Raw genomic sequence first — 21,187 nt, 5'->3', positions numbered from 1 at the left:
CATGTATAATATCATCCTGGTGGATGACCACCATATCGTCAGGGAAGGGATGAAGTTCCTTTTGTCCACCACAGAGGACATCAATGTTCTGGATGACTTCAGTACAGGCCAGGAAGTACTGGACTATCTGAAAGGGAATCATGAAAGGACGGATCTGGTACTGCTGGACCTGGTCATGCCTGAAATGGATGGCATCGAAGCGACACGTGCCATTAAGAGCCACTATCCGGACATCAAGGTGCTCGTCCTGTCCAGCTATACAAGCGAAGAATATATCCGTCCTGTGTTTGCCGCCCACGCTGATGGGTACATCATCAAGGAGATGGAAGCCGAGGAACTGATCGATTCGATCATCAAGGTGATCGAGGGCGAAAAGGTGATCCATCCAAATATTCTTGAAGTCATCGATCGGGAAGGGGATATGCCTCATGAGAAGAATGCATTATCCGCCCGCGAAGTCGAGGTACTGCGTGAAATCGTCAAAGGAAAATCCAACAAGGAGATCGGCGAGGCACTCTATGTCAGTGAAAAGACTGTGAAGACGCACGTCAGCCATATACTGAATAAACTTGAAGTTTCAGATCGGACGCAGGCAGTCATCTACGCCATCAAATATAATATCGTTGAACTCTGATTACCCGCATCATAAAGGATAAGGAACCGTTTACACTTTCAGATTGCAAGCCGTGGTCCCAGACAGTATAATTGAAAGAAGAGTTTCAAGATTTGGAGGGGTAATATGAAAGTAGGAAATAAACTGACAATACAGATCATCACCGCCCTGATTCTCGGCATCATTGTCGGATCGGTATTCAACCTGATGGCCGACCAGGCATGGGTGCAGTGGATCGACCGGTACATATTCAATGTGGTGGGTCAGCTGTTCCTGAACATGATATTCATGATGGTTGTGCCTGTTGTATTCATTTCAATCGTACTCGGCGTGGTCAACGTCGGGGATCCGAAGATGCTTGGGGGCATCGGCATCAAGACACTGGCCTTCTACCTGGTGACTACAGCATTGGCCATCACCATTGCCATGACTGTCGCCAACATTCTGAACCCGGGGGAAGGACAGTCCCCACTGCTTGATTCCGACGAAGTATCGGAATACCGGGAGACTGAGCTTGAAGGCGGTGCCACAGGTGAAGCCATCCAGCAGGGATTTGACCAGACACTGATCAATCTGGTGCCGACCAATGTCCTTGAAGCGATGAGTACACAGAACATGCTGCAGATCATCACGTTCGCCATTTTCATCGGTATCGCAATGATCGCCATCAAGGATAAGACGACAGGTCTCGTGACGCTGTTCGAGCAGGCGAATGAGGTCGTCATGTGGATTGTTCTGGCCATCATGAAATACTTTGCTGCCATCGGTGCATTCGGACTGGTTGCCACAGCGTTCGTCCAGGCAGGATTCGGTGCAATCCAGCAGCTCGGCATGTACTTCCTATGCGTACTGCTGGCACTCTTCATCCATTTTGCGATTGTCTACGGATCAGCAGTCCAGTTTCTTGCGAAAAAAAGTTTCATCTGGTTCATCAGAAACTTTGCGCCGGCAATGGGTGTGGCGTTCAGTACTTCATCCTCAAGTGCTGTGCTGCCGATCTCACTTGAGACCGCGCAGGAGAATCTGAAGGTCCGTAAAAGCATATCAAGCTTTGTACAGCCGCTCGGCTCGACGATCAACATGGATGGTACAGCCATCATGCAGGGTGTCGCTACGGTCTTCATCGCCCAGCTCTCAGGAGTGGATCTGACGATCATGCAGATGATCACGGTTGTCATCATTGCAACGATCGCAAGCATCGGTACTGCCGGGGTCCCTGGTGTCGGCCTTGTCATGCTGGCGATGGTTCTGACGGCAGTCGGCCTCGACCCGGCAGCAATCGGTATCATCATCGGTATCGACAGGCTGCTTGATATGACACGTACGATGGTCAATGTCACGGGTGATGCAGCAATTGCACTGGTGATCAACGAGCAGCAGACAAGACGCGAAGAAGCCGGAAATAGCCGGACATAGAACTCGGGATTACACAATCTGATAGGAGCATATATTGAACACTTAGTGAATTTCAATATATGCTCTTTTAATTTTTCGTGAAATATATTATTATATTAAAAGTGTATTATTATCGAATGGAAATTTTACAATATCCGATATGAGTGAAAGGAAGAAAAGAATGGATAAACAGACTTTTACGGAGATGCTCCAGTCCAAGTTCAAGATTGTCAGAACGGAAGCCGGCTATACGCAGGATTCCATGAGTCAGACAATCGGGCTCTCCAAAAAGACGCTCGTACAGATCGAAAAAGAACGTATCCTTCCCAACTGGACAACATGCATCTCGCTTTGCGCACTCTTCAGGGATAGTGAAGTCCTGACCAATTCGTTTGGAGGAGATCCTCTGGAACTGGCACAGGTGATTTCAAGAGGTCACTGTGTCTACCCGAACTATGAAGGTGAAGCGGTATATTGGGAAGATCTGGACAGAAAGAACGGTTTCCGTCTGCAATATAATAAAAGCAATAGGATATATAGAGTTCTCAACTCCATGAACCAGCCGGTACATGCTTCATATATTGAAAGAGAAATCAGAACATATTTCATGAGACAGACGGACCTGCAGCCGGTCTGATTACTGGAAAGCACCGGAAGGTGCTTTTTCTTTTGGTTTCGTGTACGATAATGGCAGGAAAAGGAGGGCTTTTTGTTGAATGATGGCTTTCAGATCATACTAATGACCATACTGGGTGCACTGATCGGCGGCTTGACCAATATGCTTGCAATCCGCATGCTGTTCAGACCCTATGAAGCAAAATACCTCTTTGGCAGACGTCTTCCCCTGACACCGGGGGTCATCCCGCGCAGGCGGGAGGAGGCATCTGTCAAAATGGGGGAAATCATTACGAAGCATCTGCTGACACCGGATGCCTTCGTAGAGAAGCTCGGAAGTCGTGAAACACAGAATTTCATCATGCTGTTCCTCGATCGGCAGATAGAAACGATCGAATCCGAGAAACTGACACTGAGGTACTTCATGAACCGCCTCAACGATGGGCTGGCGGACAAGGTAGTCAAGGGCTTCAACGACAAGCTCAGGGAGAAGGTCGATGAAGAAGGCGTAAACCTCTATGGCCGGAAAATAGGCACTCTGGTGCCTGAGGATGCCATGACGACGCTCGATGGCAAGGTCCGTGATCTGCAGCCCCAGATCACTTCGAAGGTGGAAGCGTATATCAATTCGGAGAAAGGGTATCGCGACTTCTATACCATGACTGACGAGTTCATTGAAAATCGAGGCAGACTGGCCCGCTCACTGAAATATCTCATGTCAAAGGAAACGATTGTCGCCAATATAAGGAACGAACTGAACAAGCTGATCCATCACCCGAAGATGAGCGAAATACAGGTGCGCATCATCAATGATGAATATGAGAAGATCAAAAACAGCCGGGTGGATGAACTGATTTCAGACAGCGACCGGGAAAAACTTGTCCATAGTGTCTATGATGTACTCAGAAAACAGATTGATATGGAAGGCATACTGGACTATCCGATTTCAGAGTTCAACCGTGATATGTTCGAATCCTTCAAAGCACGCGGCAAATACCAGCTGCGTGATAACATCATCGAATACATGCAGAAGAATACCGGCAGGATTGTCGAAAAACTCCAGCTTGCAGAAGTCATCAAAAAGCAGATTGACAGTTTCGAACTCAGCCATATAGAAGATCTTGTAATGGAGATTTCAAGCAAGGAATTCCGGATGATTACAATGCTCGGCTTCTTTCTTGGCGGGCTTATCGGAATCATCCAGGGTCTTATCGTTGTGTTTTTATAAGCTGCTATTTTGTGTTACAGTATAGATATCTTTATTAAAGGGAGTTTTTAATCAATGGCAGTTAATGTATACGATCAGGCCAATGCATTGGAAGATGCACTGCGCAAATCAGATGAGTTTCAGAATATGAAGGACCTGTACGGCAAGGTGAACTCCAACCCGGAATCCAAACAGCTCTTCGATGAGTTCAGACAGATTCAGATGGATCTGCAGCAGAAGCAGATGCAGGGTGAGGAAATCCTTGAAGAGGATGTACAGCAGGCTCAGAAATCAGCAGAAGATATTGAAAAAGACGAAAATATCAAAGCATTGATGGAAGCGGAACAGAAAATGAGTGAACTCATCCAGGATCTGAATCGTGTAATCATGAAACCTATAGAGGAACTCTATGGTCTGAATAACCAGAATTAATTGATGAAGAGGTCTGCCATAGGCCTCTTTCTTTTATTTTTTTTGGTATAATCAATTTATAATGCCTATGAAAAGTCAGGTGGAATATATATGGTCAAATTCATACACAGCGCAGATCTGCATCTAGATAGTCCTTTCAAGTCACGTTCCAAAATGCCTTCCGGCCTATTTGAAGTACTGATGGAGAGTACATATAACAGTGTTGCAAGAATGATGGATACTGCGATTGAAGAGAAGGTCGATTTCATCATCATCGCAGGGGATGTATTCGATCAGGCGAACCGGACTCTGAAATCCGAAATATTCATGAAGCGCCAGTTTGAAAGATTGAAGGAAGCGGGTATTTTTGCGTATGTCATCCACGGCAACCACGATCCGCTGACGGACGGCTTCAAGACGTCCTGGCCGGACAATGTAACAGTCTTCAAGGAAAATGTGGAGACATATGAAATGGTCAGTGCCAAAGGGGAGAAAGTGTCCCTGCATGGTTTCAGCTATTATCTCGATGACTCCTATGAGAATAAGCTGGATGACTATCCTATCAACTCGATGAATCAAGGTATACATATCGGCATACTTCATGGAACGTATGCCAAAAGCCGCTACAGCCAGGAGAGGTATACGGAATTCAATCTCGAAGTGCTGAATGACAAACTGTACCACTACTGGGCGCTCGGTCATATCCATCAGCGGGATCAGCTCAGCGATCTGCCGCCCATCCATTACTCGGGCAACATACAGGGCCGCCATAAAAATGAGCATGGGGAAAAGGGTTTTCTGCTCGTTGAAGGGGATGACGTCTATCTGAACACGCGCTTTGTTGCTGTACAGGAGATCATCTTTGCAGAATACCAGCTGGAAATCGATTCCTTGAACAAGCAGGATATATACCAGGCCATTGTCGAGTTCAAGCATCGCCTGAGGGAGAAGGGGCGGCACATCATCCAGCTCGATCTGATCTATGATGGCGAGGATACGATTGCAGACGCCGACTTCACTGAAGTCATCGAACTCCTGAAGGAGGATGAAAGAGATATCAGGCAGTTCATCTGGATCGATGCACTGCATCTTAAATATATGAACCAGGACAACATCGCCCTGCTCAATGATATAAAAGCAAGCTATTCTTCCAACAGGGAACTGTTCAAGGAAGCGGTGAATGCGCTCTACATGGACCCGCGACTCAACAGGTATCTTGGCCCCGTCCAGGACATTGCACAGGAAGAACTGCTGAAAGAAGGCGAAGAACGCCTTAAAATGCTGATGAGGAAGTAGTGGATATATGAAAATTATTGCGCTTAATATATATGGCTATGGAAAGATTACGGAGACGGAGATAAACACCAATCAGCATTTCATCCAATTTTTTGGAGAAAATGAAGCCGGTAAATCGACAATGCAGTCATTCATCCATTCGATCCTGTTCGGGTTTCCGACACGGAAGGAGCAGGAGCCGAGAAGAGAACCGCGTATGCACAACCTCTATGGCGGCAAAATTACCGTCGATTTTCCGGATGAGGATGGTCCCATCGAGATCGAGCGTATCAAAGGCAAGATCCAGGGGGATGTGAAAGTCTACTTCGATGATGGTACAGTGAGAGGTGAAGACTGGCTGATCAAGAAGCTGAACTTCATCGACAAGAAGACGTACCGGTCGATATTTTCATTCGATGTGCTCGGTCTTCAGGACATCCATAAGAACATGACCGAAGATAAGCTGCAGGAATACCTGCTCCGTGCCGGTGCCCTCGGCTCTCATGAATATGATGAGATGCTCAGTGCCATCGATACGGAAATGAAATCAATATACAAGAAGAATGGCATCAATCCCGAACTGAACAGGGAAATGGAAGAGATGTCCGACATCACCGGCAGAATCAAGGCATTGGAACAGACCGAGGAGCAGTATAAGCATCTGGTCAATGAAAAAATCAAGACCGAGGAAAGTCTCAATGCCAAAAAGAATGCATTGTATCAGCTCGATACGGTACGCAAGCAGAAGATGAAGGAAGTCATGTATCATAAGGACATCAAAGAGTGGAAATCACTTGAAGACAAGCTGAATATAGACCCTGTCATCTTTCCCGAGCAGGGGCTGGAGCGCTATGAAGCATTGAAGCATCAGGTCCAGCAGACGAAACAGGATATCGCGCTCCGATCAGAGAAGCTCAAAGTGCTCAAGGCTGAGCTTGCTGGCATTACATTGCCGGATAAGTCCCGATTATCCTATTTGGAAAGCATCCAGAAGAAGGAGCCGGACATCAAGCAGAAGCATCTTGAATACGCGCGGCTCAACCTGGCAATCGAAACGCTCGAGGAGGAGATTGTCCAGCTCAGGCGTGATATCGGCTGGAATCATGAGCATCATGAAGTGGACGATTCGAACATCGTCAAGGAGTCCGTCCAGACAGTACTGTCAAAAATTGATGAAGTCGCTCTTGAAGAGCAGTTCCTTGTGCGTGAAATTGATCATCTGAAGTCGGATATCAAACAGTTGAACCATGACATAGAACGCCTTGAAGAAGAGCAGATCAGCGATGACCGCATCCGCATCAAGAAGGAAGTGATCGACAGGGAGTTCGAGCTGAAAGAGAAGGAGAAGATGTTCAGCCTGATCGAGAAGGACTATGAGCGGGAGAAGAGGGAGCGCAACCGCATCAAGCGTGGACAGTCCGGACTCATCATCGGCATCAGTGTCATCGCACTCATTACCGGCATATTCTACCTCTTCAATTCGAACTGGCTGATGGGTGGCATCTTCCTGGCCATCGGTGTCATTACATTGCTGCTTCTGATGCTGACGAACCAGAAGGAAGATGATTCGCTGAGAAACGACTATGAAGATGAAGTCAAGGAGCTCAAAGAGATCATAGAAACAATAAAGAGAAACAATAATGTCGATTTCGATCTCAATGATGCAAGAGACCTGAAGATGGATCTGAAGACTCAGAAGACAAAAAGAATCTCCGCGAACGTCAGACTGGAAGAGATGAAGGAAACACTGGCACTGAAGGAAACCACTCATGATTCACTGAATACGGATCTTGCCGCAATCAAGCAGGATCTGAAAGTGAATCCGGATATCGAGAACAAGTACATTGTCGATGCAATCCATACCATCAGGGAGATCAAGCAGAAGAGGAACCAGATCAGCAGGCATAATGTGGAGATGGATAATATCAACCGCGAACTGAAGGAATTCAAAAGGTCAGTCAAGGATGAGCTTGTAAAGTTCGATATCCATTACGATGACAGTACTGTTTTCTACGATGTCAAAAACATGGTTTCAAAAATGTATAAGGATGAAAACCACTATAATAGACTGAAAGACCAGATCGGCCTGCTTGAGAATGAAATCAAAGTGCTATCCGATAGGAACAATGCAGGCAGCGAGGAGATCATCCAGCTCTTCGATTATGTCGATGCAGAAGACGAAGAAGAGTATTACTATTTTGCAAGGAAGTACAAGGAGTACCACAGCAATATTGAACGATTCAGAGAACTGAGTGAAAAGCTCGAGGAAGAACATTTCGATTATGATGCGAGAAATGAACTCTCGAAATTCCTTCTTGCTGATCTGAAGGAAGAGGAAGATGCCATTTCAGAACAGATCGAGGAGTTCAACCAGAAGGTCCAGAACGAACAGAAGGTCCTCGCGGAGCTGAATTCCGAAATCAGCAATCTGGAAAGCGACGGCAAACTGAGTGAAGTCAACCACCAGTTCGAGATGAAGAAAGCCTTCATCCAGAATCTTTCACAGGAATACATGTCACTGAACTATATCCGCATCCTGATAGAAACACATATCAAGGCAATCAAGGATGAAAGGCTGCCTGTCGTCATCGAGGAAGCGCGGAGCATCTTCGAGAAAGTGACGCGCGGACGCTACATCAACGTCATCTATGATGAGGATGGCATCAAGGTTAGGCATGTCAATGGACAGCTCTTCCATCCACTCGAACTGTCCCAGTCGACCAAGGAGATGCTCTACATCAGCCTGAGGTTGAGCCTGATCAAGGCGTTGAAAGGGTACTACCAGCTGCCGCTCATCATCGACGATGCCTTCGTTCATTTTGACAAGGAGCGCAAAAAGATCATCATGGACTATCTGCGCAGTGAAGTGAACGACCAGGTACTGTACTTTACATGTAATCTGGACAGTGCAATTTCTTCCTCCCAGACAGTCAAACTTAAAGAAAGAGTAAAATGAGGTGCTGCACTTGAATAATATATCCAAACTGAAACCAGGAGACTCGGTGGAATCATTCTACCTGATAAAAAGGAGCCAGCAGGGCGTCACATCCCAGGGAAAACCCTATATGACACTTTTCCTGCAGGATCGTACAGGTGAGATCGAAGCAAAATTATGGTCGGTCTCACGTGAAGATATGGAAGTTCTGAAACCCGAGACGCTCATCAAGGTCAAAGGGGATGTCATCGACTACCGTAATAAGAAGCAGATGAAAATCGCTGCGTTCAGAACAGCGACTGAAGCGGATGATCTGAATCCCAAGGATTTCGTGGAAAAGGCGCCGATTGATGAAGATACCTTATATGAAAGCGTCATGGATTATGTAATAAAGATAGAAAATGGCAGCCTGCAACGCATTGTAAGACAGATTCTGAACAAGTATAAGAAGGAATTTCTGAGCTTTCCGGCAGCCATGACGAACCATCATGATTTCGTCTCCGGTCTTGCTTATCATGTGCACTACATGCTGAGGACAGCAGAAGCATTGTGTGACATCTATCCATCCCTGAACCGAAGCCTGCTCTACAGCAGTATTATTCTTCATGATATCGGCAAGGTCAAGGAACTGTCGGGACCGGTGGGAACGACATATACGGTGGAAGGGAATCTTATCGGACATATTGTCATTGCCAGTGAGGAGATTTCCAGAGTGGCCGAAGATCTGAAGATCGACGGTGAGGAAGTCATGCTGCTCAAGCACATGATTCTGAGCCACCACGGCAAGCTTGAATATGGATCCCCGAAGCCACCGATGCTGAAGGAAGCGGAGATCCTGCACTTCATCGATAATATCGATGCACGCATGATGATGATGGACAAACATGTGGAGAAGGCGGACAAGGGCCAGTTCACAGAGCGGGTATTCCCGCTTGAGAACCGTTTCTTCTACCGTCCGGAAACACTCGATTAGAACTAAAAATGACCTGGGACATATGTCCCAGGTCATTTTTCTACTCTTCAGATGAAGTTTCTTCTGTGGATTCTTCAGCAGAAGCTTCCTCAGTCGTCTCTTCTTCTGTGGATTCCTCAGTAGATTCCTCGGCTGAGGCTTCCTCTGTTGTCTCTTCCTCGGTAGACGCTTCTTCTGTCGATTCCTCTTCAGAAGACGCTTCCTCAGTTGATCCCTCAGTAGAACCTTCTTCTGTGGAGGCTTCACTATCGGTGTTCAAGTATGTTTCTTCAATATACGTACGGATTTCTTCGTTTTCAAACTCTGCATTGTATTCTTCAAGCAGATCATTATAGAATCCGAGCACCTGTTCCTGATTCTCCTGGATTCTTGTGGAAACGATCTGACGTTTGATCGCATCGAGTTCTTCATCTATATTTTCTTCCTGATGTCTTTTGATGATATGATATCCAAATTCAGATTCTACGACATCGGACACTTCGCCTTTTTCCAGGTTGAAAAGAGCCTCTTCGAATGGTTCAACCATCTGGCCACGCTGTACATAGCCGAGTTCACCATTATTCTGGGCACTGCCTGTATCGTCGGATTCTTCAGCTGCAACCTCTCCGAAATCTCTGCCATCCTCTATTTCCTGAAGCAGGGATTCCGCTTTTTCTTTTGCTTCTGCATCACTGAGTCCGCCTTCTTCATCGGAAGTCTGGATCAGGATGTGGGATGCTTCACGTACGGATTCCATTGCTTCCTCGTCCGTCACTTCGAACTTCTCAGCAAAGAACGCATCATGGTATGCATTGTTGATGCGCTGCTCCTTGTACGTTTCGACAGTCATGCCGGGCTGCTGTTGCTGAAGCACTGCGGCAAACTGATCCTCTCCACCCATTGCTTCGATCTCCTCATTGATCTGGGCTTCGATCTCCTCGCGGTCGACTGCATCAGAATACTTGTCCTGCAGTATGGTATCCAACGTCAATTGGAATGTACGGTTCGCAATATTGTCTGTTCCAAGTTCATTAAGTATATCGTCGGTAGTGACATCGCCAGCATCGCTGGTAGCGAGTACGTTTCCGAATTCGGTTTCGTTCTCGGCTGCACTGTCGCTGCTGCTGTCATTTCCGCAGCCGGCCAGTCCTACAAGACCGAGGCCTACGACGATCGGCGCTAATTTCTTCTTCATCTGCAAATCTCCTTTAAATATGGCTATGGAAATTAATATAGCATAATAAAGCAGCGGCGTACAAATGATTGTACAGCCGCCGTTCCATGATTGCTATTTTTTTGTGAACGTATTTTGAACTTCCTCAGCCCGGTTCTGCAGATTGCTGACATCGCCTTTGATATGTTCTATATTCGGATTGATGTCAGCCTGGTAGTTGCTGATCATCGCCTTGATTTCATCACCCAGTGTGCTGAACACTTCCTGCGACTCATGTTTCGTCTTCAGGAAGGAAGACTTCACTTCATTTGCTTCTATTTTAAGCTGGTCGAGCTGTGTCTTGAGGTTCCCGGAATTTGATTTCAATGAAGACTGAAGCTCACTTCCGGACTTTGGTGCGTTAAGTACTGCAATCAGAGCTCCGCCGGTTGCACCTACAAGAAAGCCGACTGCAATATTTTTGAATTTCATAGTCGTGTCACGTCCTTTTTTTCCTACACATACCCTGACTTTTGAAGGGTTAAGCATTCAAATGGGTGCGTATGATGTTTTGTATTTCTGATTTTTCTTCGTCTGTCCGCTTATTCGGATCCTGTTCCCAGTGGTAGCCGAAACCATCATATTCATCCTTGTAGCGCGGAATCAGATGGAAGTGGATGTGGAATACCGACTGTGATGCATAAGCGCCGTTGTTCTGTACGACGTTCAGACCTTCCGGTGAGAATGCACTTCTGAGCGCATTGGCCATCTTCGTAATGACCTTCATCAGGTGGGCGCCTGTTTCTTCGTCAAGGTCATAGATGTTTTCCACCGGTTTTCTCGGCACGACGAGCGTATGTCCTTTCGATAGGGGGAAAGCGTCTGTGAATGCAATGCAGACATCATCTTCATAGACAATATTGGCAGGAATCTCACCAGCTGCAATCTGTTCAAAAATAGTTTTGCTCATTCATTGTACCTCCATTGATCTGTTGTGATATATTTGTTTAGTATAAGTATACAAATAATATATCACAAATAAAAGGAAGTCGAATATGGTACTTCAAATCAATCAACTGACTGGCGGCTATTCGAAGACGCCGGTAATACGGGATATCTCCTTCAATATAGAGGCAGGAGAGATTGTCGGGCTCATCGGGCTGAACGGCGCCGGAAAGAGTACCACCATCAAGCACATACTGGGGCTTCTCAGACCCCATTCAGGTGAAATCAGGGTAGGGGGCATGACCGCCGAGATGGATATCGAAGCCTACCGCAGACAGCTCGCCTATATACCCGAATCTCCGGTGCTCTATGAGGAGCTGACGCTTAGAGAGCATATCCAGATGACGGCAATGGCCTATGGCATCGACGAAGCCACTGCGCTGGAACGCTCAGAGCGCCTGCTTGAAATATTCAGGCTGGAGACGAAAGTGGACATGTTTCCTACACATTTCTCAAAGGGGATGAAGCAGAAAGTGATGCTGATCTGCGCATTTCTGTCGCATCCAGATCTTTATATCATAGATGAGCCGTTCCTTGGTCTGGATCCACTCGGTATCGAGTCCCTCATCAATCTGATGGTTGAAGAAAAGCATAAGGGCCGCTCGATACTGATGAGTACACACATCCTTGCGACAGCTGAAAGATACTGCGACCGTTTTGCAATCATAGATGATGGGCGTCTCATTGCTTTCGGAAGCCTCGATGCACTCAGGTCGGAGTTCAATATGCCGGGCGCCACTCTGGATGAAGTATACTTGAGAATCACAGGGGGCGGCATTCAGAATGTCTGATCAACTATTCAGAAGCAGATTGAATGAGGACATAGCGAGAAGGAGCTATTATGGGAAGTTCATTTTCAACAGCCATTTCCTCATCTTCCTGACAATTACAGCCGGATTCTTCCTCTATTCCCTGCTCAGTCTGCTCGAGACCCTCGAACCGACGCTGTGGCTTGATGTGATTGCCGCATTCCTGGTCAGCATACTGCTCATTCCGGCGTACCGGACATTGCTGAAAGAGGCGGATGGTGTTTTCCTGCTGCCCTATGAGGCGAAGTTCGGCAAGTATCTTTCGGCTGCCGACAGATACTCTCTGACCCTCGGTATCATCAAGCCGCTCATTGGCGGCACCATTGCCGTGCTTCTCCTGACAGTGGGGCATGGTCTGGTTGAAATCATCACTTTCATTGCCGGTGCCATCATCTTCTATGTAATGAACTTCCATATCAAGAAGGCAGTCGTAAACTCCAGGCTGTCGACTCCTTGGATGATGGCAGGCCTCATCGGCCTAAGCTTCATCTCCCTGATGCTGATCGTGCAGAGTCCGTTCTGGCTGCTGCCGGCAGTTGCGGTTTACTGGGTGGCACTTGTATATGCCAGACGTACCAGCCATCCCCGCCTCGACTGGAATGCCATGATAGACTATGAGGCATCCCAGCTCAACAGCTACTATCGTAATGTTGCCCTGTTCACCAATGTCAGCCATATCGATAAGCAGTTCAAAAGAAGAAGATATCTGGATCCCTTCCTGTGGCAGCCCAAAGGGCGGGCCTTCAGCAAGGAAAAGATGTATGAATATCTGTTCTACAGAACATTTGCGAGGAGTCACGACCTGCCGATGATCATACTGCGTCTGATTCTGCTGTTCGGCATTGTCATGGTGTGGATCGGAAATCTGTATTTCTCCATCATCATCGTGCTGTTCGGCATCTACATCATCGTACTCCAGATGTCCCAGATCTATACGGCACAGGCCTATCTGCTCTGGCCGAAAGTCTGGCCGGTCGACCGGGGATTCATCCAGAAGAGCTATGTCGACTATTCCCACAAGCTTGTTCTTGTGATCAGTGTCCTTTTCAGCCTCATATTCCTTGGTATCCACTACGAATATTTCTTTCTTGTAATCCTGTTTCCATTGTGGGGCTACTTCATCAATCGAAGTCTGAGCAGAACCGTGTATAGAAAAGAAAAAGAATTAAGCGACTGATATATCAGTCGCTTAAAATTCGTCTTCAGGGTCCGCCTCATTATCTTTAAGAGGCAGGTAGAGCCTTGCAGATATGGATTTGTGGAACAGCGCTTCTGCGGTCCTGTATTTGCTGAGCGCTTCTGCTGTAAGGTAGTTCCTGTAGCTGTTCGTCTGTTTGAAGTCATTATAGGTCGACGTCTTTGCCCACTGTATGAAGACGATGAAACCATCTCCGGCAAGCGCTTCACCGATGCGGTATGCCAGTACGCCATTGGTATCGGACAGTATATCGTTCACTTCGGCAAGGTGGCTGTACATCGGGTCCTTGTTCTCCCCGGGTATCGGGATGTAGTGGATTGAGGTGGGCGAATCTTCGAGTGGTCCGGAAGAATTGATGAGGTCATAGGATTGCCTCGAGCTGAAGATACTGTCATTGCTGTCGCTTTCATAGTACAGCACTGCATCCTGACCCATTGCTGCGATAGAGACTCCGGAATGCTTCCTTGCAAGGCTCTGCATGTAGGTAATTGTTCCTGTTGTCAGGTGTAGTTTCATTATGTTCACCTCATATATAGTCTTATCTTGACTATACCCTGAATACAGATGCGGGTAAACCTTCAAAAAATAAATCGATTTTTTGACATTCATACAGCAATTTATAATAATTATCATCAATGTGTTAGAATATTGATGGATATATAAAAATTGGAGGAAAAAACTTTGTTCAATGATACGATAATTAAAGCGGCTAAAGGAGAAAAGACGGATTATACGCCTGTCTGGTTCATGAGACAGGTCGGGCGCAGCCAGCCGGAGTACAACAAGGTCAAGGAAAAATATTCCCTGCTGGAGATCACCCGCCAGCCGGAACTGACCGCGTATCTTACTGCGACTCCCGTTGAAAACTATAATGTGGACGCAGCTGTGCTATATAAAGATATCGTTTCTCCTCTGGCACCCATCGGTATAGATGTCGACATCAAACCTGGAATCGGCCCGGTCATACAGAATCCGATCCGCGACATCAAGGATGTGGAGAAGCTCGGGGAACTCGACCCCTACAAGGATCTCGACTATATCTACAAGACCATCGAAATTCTGACCAAGGAAAAGCTGAATGTGCCCCTCATCGGGTTCTGTGGTGCACCTTTTACAGTAGCAAGCTACATGATTGAAGGTGGACCTTCAAAAAATTATCATAGGACGAAGCAGATGATGTACAACCAGCCGGAAACATGGTTCAAGCTGATGGACAAGCTTGCCGACATGAACATCCGATATCTCAGAGCACAGGTGGAATCCGGTGCAAGCATGATCCAGATCTTCGATTCATGGGGCGGCGCACTGAACAGCGAGGATTATGCATACTATCTTTCACCTGCAATGAAGAAGATCATCAGCAGTGTCAAGGAGATGGGTGCACCTGTCATCATCTTCGGCATCGGCGCATCCCATCTCCTTTCAGAGTGGGATGATCTCGGGACGGATGTCATCGGGCTTGACTGGAGAACGTCGATCGACCAGGCCAGAGCGGCCGGCGTGAAGAAGGCGCTGCAGGGCAACCTGGATCCGGCACTCCTGCTTGCAGACTGGGATGTCATCGAGAAGCAGACGAAGACCATTCTCGATCAGGGAAAGAACAACGGTCATATATTCAATCTGGGACATGGCGTATTCCCGGAAGTGGACCCGGAAACACTTAGGAAATTGACTTCATATGTACACGAATACAGTAAAGGACAGTGATTGGAATGAAACAGAAAAAAGGCCTGCTTGTCATGGCATATGGTACACCATATAAAGAAGAAGATATCGAACCCTACTACACGCATATCCGTCGCGGAAGAAAGCCATCCGAAGAGGCGCTTCAGGACCTGAAAGACCGCTATGAGGCAATCGGCGGCATCTCTCCGTTGGCTGATACGACCAAAAGACAGGCGGAAGCACTGGTCAACCAGCTGAACGCCTCACAGAACGAAGTGGAGTACGAACTTTTCATCGGTCTCAAGCACATCGATCCATTCATTGAAGAGGCTGTGGAAGCGATGCATGACCATGGCATCACGGAAGCGGTATCCGTCGTACTCGCACCACACTACTCCAACTTCTCCGTCGGATCCTACAATAAGCGGGCCAGGGAAGAAGCTGAAAAATACGGCATCTCGATCAAATCCGTTGAGTCCTACTATGAGCAGCAGCCGTTCATCGACTTCTGGACGGAAGCGGTCAAATCCTCTCTTGAGGAAGTGCCTGAGTCCGAACTGGCTGACACGGCTATTGTCGTCAGTGCACACAGCCTTCCGGAGAAGATCAAGGAACAGAATGATCCATATCCGGACCAGCTTGCAGAAACAGCTGAACTTATCAAGAACAATGCCGATCTTGAAAATGTCCATATCGGCTGGCAGTCGGAAGGCAATACACCGGATCCATGGCTTGGACCCGACGTACAGGATCTGACAAAGGCACTGCATGAAGAACATGGATACAAGCACTTCATCTACCTTCCTGTAGGGTTCGTATGCGAACACCTGGAAGTCCTTTTCGATAATGATGTGGAATGCAGGGATGTGTGTGATGAAGTCGGTGCCGGCTACCATAGACCGAAGATGCCGAACACTGACGAGCGTTTCATCCAGGCGATGATCAACGAAATCAATAGACTGTAGTAAAGAAGGCTGATTATAGTGAGAAAAGTAGCAGTGATAGGTGCCGGCATTACAGGATTGGCAGCTGCGCATTATCTGTCGAAGCATGATGATGTCGAAGTTGATCTTTTTGAAAAAAGCGATCGGGCAGGCGGCAAGATCAGAACGTACCGCCAGGACGGCTATACCATTGAACTTGGTCCTGAATCGTATCTGGCCAGAAAGCAGATCATGACTGAGCTGGCGGAGGAGATCGGACTTGGTGATGATCTCGTACGCAATCAGACAGGCACTTCATATATCTATGTAAACAACAGGCTGTCACCGATGCCAAAAGGTGCAGTGCTCGGCATGCCGACCGAGCTGGTGCCGTTTCTGACGACAGACCTCGTTTCAGCCGGTGCCAAGCTCAGAACAGGTCTTGATTTCATCAAGAAGCCGCTGCCGGTGTATACGGATATATCCGTCGGCAAGTTTTTCAGAAGCAGAGTAGGCGACGAAATGCTCGAGAATGTCATTGAACCGCTCCTGTCCGGCATATATGGCACCAATATCGACGAACTGAGCCTGATGTCCACATTCCCGAACTTCAAGGAACTTGAGGAGACGCATGGCAGCCTCATCAGAGGCATGTACAATCAGAGAAAGAACGCACCGAAATCCGGTGGACGAAAGCAGGGGCAGTTCCTGCAGTTCAAGCATGGCCTGCAGTCCTTTATTGACAGCCTGCTTGCCTTCATAGAAGAAAACGGCGTATCCGCGTTCTTTGAACATGATGTCGAATCCATCACCAAAAGTGGCTCGGGCTACACAATGCATGTCAACGGGGAAGAAAGATCCTATGACAATATCATTGTCACTACGCCGCACTTCCAGTATAAGAGATGGTTCGAAGACCTGCCGCTTGAATACTTCAAGCATATGAAAGCGACAAGTGTTGCGACTGTCGTCATGGCATTCGAAGATCATCAGGTGGAGAATGATATCGACGGCACCGGTTTTGTTGTCAGCAGGAAGATGGATACTTCCATCACTGCATGTACATGGACGAACAAGAAGTGGGCGCATGCAGCACCGGAAGGCAAGGCGCTCCTGAGGGCATATGTCGGCCGTCCCGGTGATTATATCGTCGATGAGAAGACGGATGAGGAAATTGTCCGTCTGGCACGGAAGGACCTCGATAGTATCATGACAATCAGTGGAGAACCGGAATTCACCATTGTGACCCGGCTTAAAAACTCCATGCCGCAGTACAAGGTGGGGCATAAGGAGATGATCGGCGGCATTCATGACTATATGGCCGAGCATTATCCTGGAGTGGTGCTGACAGGCGCCTCCCATAGCGGTGTCGGTCTGCCGGACTGCATCAGACAGGCAAAAGAAGCAGTGGACTCACTGGTTCAATAAGATGGCAAGAAATGCCCTGGATGTTATCATGTATAATATCAGGGCATTTTTTAAGGAGGCAGATTTATGAAGTTCATATCAAACAACAATATTACAGATCCGATGATCAACCTGGCCATGGAAGAATACGTGCTACGTGAAATTCCGACGGATGATTCGTATTTCCTGTTCTATGTCAATCAGCCATCCATCATCATCGGCAAGAACCAGAACACCATCGAAGAGATCAATGAATCGTATATCCGGGAGAATGACATCAAAGTCGTCCGCCGAGTATCCGGAGGCGGAGCTGTCTACCACGATGAAGGCAACCTGAATTTCAGCTTCATTACTGAAGATGATGGGGATAGTTTCCATAATTTCCGCAAGTTCACACAACCGATTGTTGATGTGCTGCAGGATATGGGCGTGAATGCTGAGCTATCCGGCAGGAATGACCTCGAAATTGATGGCAAAAAAGTTTCCGGGAATGCAATGTTCAGCCTGAAGGGCAGAATGTTCTCGCATGGTACACTCATGCTCGACAGTGACATATCAGAAGTACAGAACGCCTTGAAAGTGAACCCTAAGAAGATTGAATCCAAAGGCATAAAATCGGTCCGATCACGCGTCGGCAATATCAATGATTATATGGAAGAAAAGCTCGACATCGAAGTGTTCAAGGAGAAGATTCTGGAATATATATTTGATGGAAAAGAGAATATCGAAGAATATATACTGACAGAAGAAGACTGGGAGAAGATCAGGAAGCTGTCCGAGGAAAAGTATCAGACATGGGAATGGAACTATGGACGCAATCCGAAGTACAACTTCAATGCTTCCCACAAGTTCGATGCCGGACTGCTCGATGTCAGACTGGACGTCAGGAAAGGCAGAATACAGCACGCTAAAATATTCGGTGATTTCTTCGGGGTAGGGGAAGTGGATGTCATTGAAGAGAAGCTTATCGGCGTAGAGCATGAAAGACAGGCAATCGATCAGGCTCTTGTCGATGTTGACATCAGCTTCTATCTTGGGAGAATTACACGAGAAGAGTTTCTGAACCTTATCGCATAAAAAATAAGCTGACTTTCAACAATATGTACAGTGTACAAGTTGAAAGTCAGCTTTTTTCATGTCTGTTATGCGGCATCTTCATCTTCATTCGTCAATTCCTTCAGCAGTGATGTATAGGTCATGAACTTCTCTTCATCCTTTTCCATGAGTGCCTCTTCAATCTTTTCGGTATATCGATTACGATTGTAGTCATCCATAGCTTCCTGAAGTAATAGTTCAGCGGACAGGTCATTGATGGTATTGATGAAGACTCGCAACTGGTTAACTGGGTATACTTGTTTGTTCATCCCTAAATCCCCCTTCATCATTTGGTTGTTACAAATTATATAACACGAAATAGGTTTGGTCAAACTGAGTTTAGAATATTTAGATTATTTATTGTTGTAATTTTACTATATTGAGTAAATATTTAACATCAATATTATATATAGTTAACATTTATAAACTTATGTGATATCATGAAGATGTTGGAATATTTGAAAAAGGGGAGCCTAATGAATAGACTACATTATCAGATACATGAAGAAACGATGTACATTGTACCAGTCAGCAATGGAGGCTATATAGAAAGCAGAGTGGGGGAAACTTACGGAGAAGGTATCGAGTGCAGACTGGCACCGAACAAGCTGATCGAGCGCAACTGCAGAAACCATTCGCAGAACTACTCAGCAAGGAAGGACTTGAGCAGGACACTGACCGGAATCTCAAGCAAAGTGCCGATCATTGTCGATCTGTTCGGATCATATATATACTTCTGCACACATTCCGACAGGGTGAGTGAGAACAACTGGTTCAATATCAAGCATATCCAGTCCTATTCGAATGATGAAGGGATGACACGTGTACAGTTTTCAAACAATGAGGAACGCATCATCGATATATCATATGCTTCATTCAACAACCAGTATCTGAATGCCTTGAAGCTTCATTATAAATTCAACCAGCAGAAGGAGAAATACCAGAAGAAAGAGATGAATATGCATTTCCAATATCCCACACTCGGCCGGGGAGAAGCGGCTCAGATCAATGAATCCATCTATCATTCCTACATAAACTACATCAATGGCCTACAAATCAGGGATAGGGTGTAAATTTAAATTAAAACATGTTAAATAACGGTTGAAAAAACGTGTGGAATTGTTATAATTGTAAATGTTCGATTGAAAAATAACATTGTTCCACAGTAGCTCAGTGGTAGAGCTATCGGCTGTTAACCGATCGGTCGTAGGTTCGAATCCTACCTGTGGAGCCATGGAGATGTACTCAAGTGGCTGAAGAGGCGCCCCTGCTAAGGGTGTAGGTCGTTCTGCGGCGCGAGGGTTCAAATCCCTCCATCTCCGCTACATTCCCTGTAACCCCCGTGGTTGCAGGGTTTTTTGTTTTTTGGCTACAAAAAAAGAGCGCCATGAGCGCTCATATATCAGGAACAACTTTTAAGTTTTTCGAGTATATCCAGTGGTGTCATGCCATCTTCCAGATAACCGACTTTGAAAACCGGATTTTCAAGGTTTTCATATGCAACGACAGGCACTCCGGAGATGACCTTATGGTCCGGATCATCAATCATGCGCAGGAATTCCTCCATGCAGATGCCTCTTTCACTGAGGAGTTCTTCGATGGAATCATATTCTTCCACAAAGTAGCTCTTTTCAGTATTATCTATATGCTTACTCATCTTTTCTTTCAAATATTCCATCTCCCTATGTATGGGGTGTAGCGGGATTGCAAAGGCAAAGGGTCATATCGAACCTTATAATTAGATTGCTGCCTAGAAACAACTGCAGAAACTAGAATCAGATGTGTTCTTTCTATAATCTTCACATCTGTTTTGATGCATCAGATGCATTCGATCCATTATAGCATGTCCGAGTTGCCGAGTATACTTAAATTCGGGCAAGTTTGAAATCAATAATGTTATGATGCTGCAAATACAGAAATGACGGTGCCAAGAAGCACCGCCATCGCATTGTGATAATCTATGGATTTGATTTACTATCTGTTGATGAACTGTTCCTCTTCATCATCATGCTTCTTGAAATACTCCTCTTCGTCTTCTGTTATCATATCCGGGTTATTATCTTCCACTTCCACCATTGTCCTGACACCACTGTTCACATCAATCACTTCAGTGTCATACTCGTCTCTAGGGACGACGTTGATATACTTTTCTCCTACAGCATCCATTTCAGGAGAGTCCGTATCTTCAATGTTAAGTCCTTCAAAAACGATGATTTCTCCATTTTCGTAGTGGTTCATGAGATCGTTTCTGCTGCCTTCGTCAAAATCAAGCTGGTCTATATCACGATCGGGGTTATCGGAATTCTGATCAATGATGTTGATGCCTGAGAAGTTGTCTTTAAGTTCCGACAGGTCAGTTCTGGAGATGACAGTATAGTTTTTCAAGTCGATGTAGTTTTCAAGGTAGACTTTGGCATCTTTTACAGTTTTAAATGGTTTATATTGATTTTTATACATAGGTAATGACCTCCATTTATAGTTAGGTAGTTATTCCCTGCAAATAAAAAATCAAACTAAAAACCCTGCAAT

At 46.3% G+C, this 21,187-nt stretch carries 22 protein-coding genes and 2 tRNA genes; 17 read left to right on the top strand and 7 right to left on the bottom strand.

Going from position 1 to position 21,187, the window contains the following annotated elements; translation table 11 throughout:
* The first annotated feature begins 1 nt into the window (after nucleotide 1).
* The 8 genes from FO441_RS05960 to yhaM all read left to right on the top strand — a co-directional run bounded on the left by FO441_RS05960 (nucleotide 2) and on the right by yhaM (nucleotide 9,424).
* Nucleotides 2–634: a response regulator gene (locus FO441_RS05960; protein WP_145287164.1), complete on the top strand. Its 633-nt coding sequence runs from the start codon at nucleotides 2–4 to the stop codon at nucleotides 632–634.
* A 105-nt stretch (nucleotides 635–739) separates the two neighbouring features.
* Complete coding sequence (locus FO441_RS05955) at nucleotides 740–2,029, top strand: dicarboxylate/amino acid:cation symporter (protein ID WP_145287161.1); 1,290 nt, start codon at nucleotides 740–742, stop codon at nucleotides 2,027–2,029.
* A gap of 160 nt (nucleotides 2,030–2,189) precedes the next feature.
* Nucleotides 2,190–2,645 carry an XRE family transcriptional regulator XdrA gene (gene xdrA / locus FO441_RS05950; RefSeq protein WP_145287158.1) on the top strand — a complete coding sequence of 152 codons (456 nt, stop codon included), beginning with the start codon at nucleotides 2,190–2,192 and terminating at the stop codon, nucleotides 2,643–2,645.
* 75 nt (nucleotides 2,646–2,720) lie between these two features.
* On the top strand, nucleotides 2,721–3,851 hold the full coding sequence (locus tag FO441_RS05945; RefSeq protein ID WP_145287155.1) for a DUF445 domain-containing protein: 1,131 nt from the start codon (nucleotides 2,721–2,723) through the stop codon (nucleotides 3,849–3,851).
* Between the two features lie 54 nt (nucleotides 3,852–3,905).
* Complete coding sequence (locus FO441_RS05940; RefSeq protein WP_145287152.1) at nucleotides 3,906–4,262, top strand: YlbF/YmcA family competence regulator; 357 nt, start codon at nucleotides 3,906–3,908, stop codon at nucleotides 4,260–4,262.
* A 90-nt stretch (nucleotides 4,263–4,352) separates the two neighbouring features.
* Nucleotides 4,353–5,537: a metallophosphoesterase family protein gene (locus FO441_RS05935; protein WP_145287149.1), complete on the top strand. Its 1,185-nt coding sequence runs from the start codon at nucleotides 4,353–4,355 to the stop codon at nucleotides 5,535–5,537.
* A 7-nt stretch (nucleotides 5,538–5,544) separates the two neighbouring features.
* Entirely contained in the window at nucleotides 5,545–8,472 is a 2,928-nt protein-coding gene (locus tag FO441_RS05930; protein ID WP_145287146.1) for an ATP-binding protein, read from the top strand.
* A gap of 10 nt (nucleotides 8,473–8,482) precedes the next feature.
* Nucleotides 8,483–9,424 (top strand): 3'-5' exoribonuclease YhaM, encoded by a 942-nt coding sequence (gene yhaM / locus FO441_RS05925; protein ID WP_145287143.1) that lies wholly within the window; start codon nucleotides 8,483–8,485, stop codon nucleotides 9,422–9,424.
* Nucleotides 9,425–9,464: 40 nt separating this feature from the next.
* Here the strand turns inward: yhaM and FO441_RS05920 are convergent, their stop codons facing one another.
* The 3 genes from FO441_RS05920 to FO441_RS05910 form a co-directional block, all read right to left on the bottom strand.
* On the bottom strand, nucleotides 9,465–10,598 hold the full coding sequence (locus FO441_RS05920; protein ID WP_145287140.1) for a foldase protein PrsA: 1,134 nt from the start codon (nucleotides 10,596–10,598) through the stop codon (nucleotides 9,465–9,467).
* Nucleotides 10,599–10,691: 93 nt separating this feature from the next.
* The gene (locus tag FO441_RS05915) at nucleotides 10,692–11,048 is read right to left on the bottom strand and encodes a YtxH domain-containing protein (protein ID WP_145287137.1); all 357 of its coding nucleotides are present in this window, start codon (nucleotides 11,046–11,048) and stop codon (nucleotides 10,692–10,694) included.
* 49 nt (nucleotides 11,049–11,097) lie between these two features.
* Nucleotides 11,098–11,526, bottom strand: a complete 429-nt coding sequence (locus FO441_RS05910) for an HIT family protein (RefSeq protein WP_145287134.1) — start codon at nucleotides 11,524–11,526, stop codon at nucleotides 11,098–11,100.
* 85 nt (nucleotides 11,527–11,611) lie between these two features.
* Between FO441_RS05910 and FO441_RS05905 the strand changes: the two genes are divergently transcribed.
* Nucleotides 11,612–12,352, top strand: coding sequence for an ABC transporter ATP-binding protein (locus FO441_RS05905; protein ID WP_145287132.1), 741 nt, complete (start codon nucleotides 11,612–11,614; stop codon nucleotides 12,350–12,352).
* The gene (locus tag FO441_RS05900; RefSeq protein ID WP_145287129.1) at nucleotides 12,345–13,547 is read left to right on the top strand and encodes an ABC transporter permease; all 1,203 of its coding nucleotides are present in this window, start codon (nucleotides 12,345–12,347) and stop codon (nucleotides 13,545–13,547) included. Before FO441_RS05905 ends, FO441_RS05900 begins: the two co-directional genes overlap by 8 nt.
* Before the next feature lie 12 nt (nucleotides 13,548–13,559).
* On the opposite strand, the gene FO441_RS05895 is transcribed toward FO441_RS05900, so the two are convergent.
* The gene (locus FO441_RS05895; protein WP_145287126.1) at nucleotides 13,560–14,084 is read right to left on the bottom strand and encodes a hypothetical protein; all 525 of its coding nucleotides are present in this window, start codon (nucleotides 14,082–14,084) and stop codon (nucleotides 13,560–13,562) included.
* A gap of 165 nt (nucleotides 14,085–14,249) precedes the next feature.
* Between FO441_RS05895 and hemE the strand changes: the two genes are divergently transcribed.
* The 4 genes from hemE to lplA all read left to right on the top strand — a co-directional run bounded on the left by hemE (nucleotide 14,250) and on the right by lplA (nucleotide 18,640).
* A complete protein-coding gene (gene hemE, locus FO441_RS05890) occupies nucleotides 14,250–15,275 on the top strand; it encodes a uroporphyrinogen decarboxylase (protein ID WP_145287123.1) in 1,026 nt (341 codons plus the stop codon).
* Nucleotides 15,276–15,280: 5 nt separating this feature from the next.
* Nucleotides 15,281–16,198 (top strand): ferrochelatase, encoded by a 918-nt coding sequence (gene hemH, locus FO441_RS05885; protein ID WP_145287120.1) that lies wholly within the window; start codon nucleotides 15,281–15,283, stop codon nucleotides 16,196–16,198.
* A gap of 15 nt (nucleotides 16,199–16,213) precedes the next feature.
* The gene (gene hemY / locus FO441_RS05880) at nucleotides 16,214–17,584 is read left to right on the top strand and encodes a protoporphyrinogen oxidase (protein ID WP_145287118.1); all 1,371 of its coding nucleotides are present in this window, start codon (nucleotides 16,214–16,216) and stop codon (nucleotides 17,582–17,584) included.
* 66 nt (nucleotides 17,585–17,650) lie between these two features.
* Nucleotides 17,651–18,640 carry a lipoate--protein ligase gene (gene lplA, locus FO441_RS05875; protein ID WP_145287115.1) on the top strand — a complete coding sequence of 330 codons (990 nt, stop codon included), beginning with the start codon at nucleotides 17,651–17,653 and terminating at the stop codon, nucleotides 18,638–18,640.
* Nucleotides 18,641–18,705: 65 nt separating this feature from the next.
* Here the strand turns inward: lplA and FO441_RS05870 are convergent, their stop codons facing one another.
* Nucleotides 18,706–18,927, bottom strand: a complete 222-nt coding sequence (locus tag FO441_RS05870; protein ID WP_145287112.1) for an IDEAL domain-containing protein — start codon at nucleotides 18,925–18,927, stop codon at nucleotides 18,706–18,708.
* Nucleotides 18,928–19,134: 207 nt separating this feature from the next.
* Between FO441_RS05870 and FO441_RS05865 the strand changes: the two genes are divergently transcribed.
* The 3 genes from FO441_RS05865 to FO441_RS05855 all read left to right on the top strand — a co-directional run bounded on the left by FO441_RS05865 (nucleotide 19,135) and on the right by FO441_RS05855 (nucleotide 19,980).
* The gene (locus FO441_RS05865; RefSeq protein ID WP_145287109.1) at nucleotides 19,135–19,731 is read left to right on the top strand and encodes a competence protein ComK; all 597 of its coding nucleotides are present in this window, start codon (nucleotides 19,135–19,137) and stop codon (nucleotides 19,729–19,731) included.
* An 86-nt stretch (nucleotides 19,732–19,817) separates the two neighbouring features.
* Nucleotides 19,818–19,892, top strand: a tRNA-Asn gene (locus tag FO441_RS05860).
* A 1-nt stretch (nucleotide 19,893) separates the two neighbouring features.
* Nucleotides 19,894–19,980: transfer RNA gene (locus FO441_RS05855), tRNA-Ser, on the top strand.
* Nucleotides 19,981–20,060: 80 nt separating this feature from the next.
* On the opposite strand, the gene FO441_RS05850 is transcribed toward FO441_RS05855, so the two are convergent.
* Nucleotides 20,061–20,327 (bottom strand): hypothetical protein, encoded by a 267-nt coding sequence (locus tag FO441_RS05850; RefSeq protein ID WP_186365473.1) that lies wholly within the window; start codon nucleotides 20,325–20,327, stop codon nucleotides 20,061–20,063.
* Between the two features lie 305 nt (nucleotides 20,328–20,632).
* On the bottom strand, nucleotides 20,633–21,115 hold the full coding sequence (locus FO441_RS05845) for a hypothetical protein (protein WP_145287104.1): 483 nt from the start codon (nucleotides 21,113–21,115) through the stop codon (nucleotides 20,633–20,635).
* Nucleotides 21,116–21,187 lie beyond the last annotated feature (72 nt).

Origin of the sequence: Salinicoccus cyprini (assembly GCF_007713705.1) — a bacterium.
Classification (GTDB): domain Bacteria; phylum Bacillota; class Bacilli; order Staphylococcales; family Salinicoccaceae; genus Salinicoccus; species Salinicoccus cyprini.
The sequence above is the reverse complement of the archived record's forward strand: the minus strand, read 5'-3'. Positions and strand labels throughout refer to the sequence as shown.

Coding starts and splice junctions, on each gene's coding strand:
- FO441_RS05895 (WP_145287126.1), bottom strand. CDS start 14,084: ATGAAACTACACCTGACAACAGGAACAATTACCTACATGCAGAGCCTT.
- FO441_RS05955 (WP_145287161.1), top strand. CDS start 740: ATGAAAGTAGGAAATAAACTGACAATACAGATCATCACCGCCCTGATT.
- FO441_RS05845 (WP_145287104.1), bottom strand. CDS start 21,115: ATGTATAAAAATCAATATAAACCATTTAAAACTGTAAAAGATGCCAAA.
- xdrA (WP_145287158.1), top strand. CDS start 2,190: ATGGATAAACAGACTTTTACGGAGATGCTCCAGTCCAAGTTCAAGATT.
- FO441_RS05865 (WP_145287109.1), top strand. CDS start 19,135: ATGAATAGACTACATTATCAGATACATGAAGAAACGATGTACATTGTA.
- hemH (WP_145287120.1), top strand. CDS start 15,281: ATGAAACAGAAAAAAGGCCTGCTTGTCATGGCATATGGTACACCATAT.
- FO441_RS05870 (WP_145287112.1), bottom strand. CDS start 18,927: ATGAACAAACAAGTATACCCAGTTAACCAGTTGCGAGTCTTCATCAAT.
- FO441_RS05935 (WP_145287149.1), top strand. CDS start 4,353: ATGGTCAAATTCATACACAGCGCAGATCTGCATCTAGATAGTCCTTTC.
- FO441_RS05940 (WP_145287152.1), top strand. CDS start 3,906: ATGGCAGTTAATGTATACGATCAGGCCAATGCATTGGAAGATGCACTG.
- FO441_RS05920 (WP_145287140.1), bottom strand. CDS start 10,598: ATGAAGAAGAAATTAGCGCCGATCGTCGTAGGCCTCGGTCTTGTAGGA.
- FO441_RS05960 (WP_145287164.1), top strand. CDS start 2: ATGTATAATATCATCCTGGTGGATGACCACCATATCGTCAGGGAAGGG.
- FO441_RS05915 (WP_145287137.1), bottom strand. CDS start 11,048: ATGAAATTCAAAAATATTGCAGTCGGCTTTCTTGTAGGTGCAACCGGC.
- FO441_RS05930 (WP_145287146.1), top strand. CDS start 5,545: ATGAAAATTATTGCGCTTAATATATATGGCTATGGAAAGATTACGGAG.
- FO441_RS05905 (WP_145287132.1), top strand. CDS start 11,612: ATGGTACTTCAAATCAATCAACTGACTGGCGGCTATTCGAAGACGCCG.
- FO441_RS05910 (WP_145287134.1), bottom strand. CDS start 11,526: ATGAGCAAAACTATTTTTGAACAGATTGCAGCTGGTGAGATTCCTGCC.
- lplA (WP_145287115.1), top strand. CDS start 17,651: ATGAAGTTCATATCAAACAACAATATTACAGATCCGATGATCAACCTG.
- FO441_RS05900 (WP_145287129.1), top strand. CDS start 12,345: ATGTCTGATCAACTATTCAGAAGCAGATTGAATGAGGACATAGCGAGA.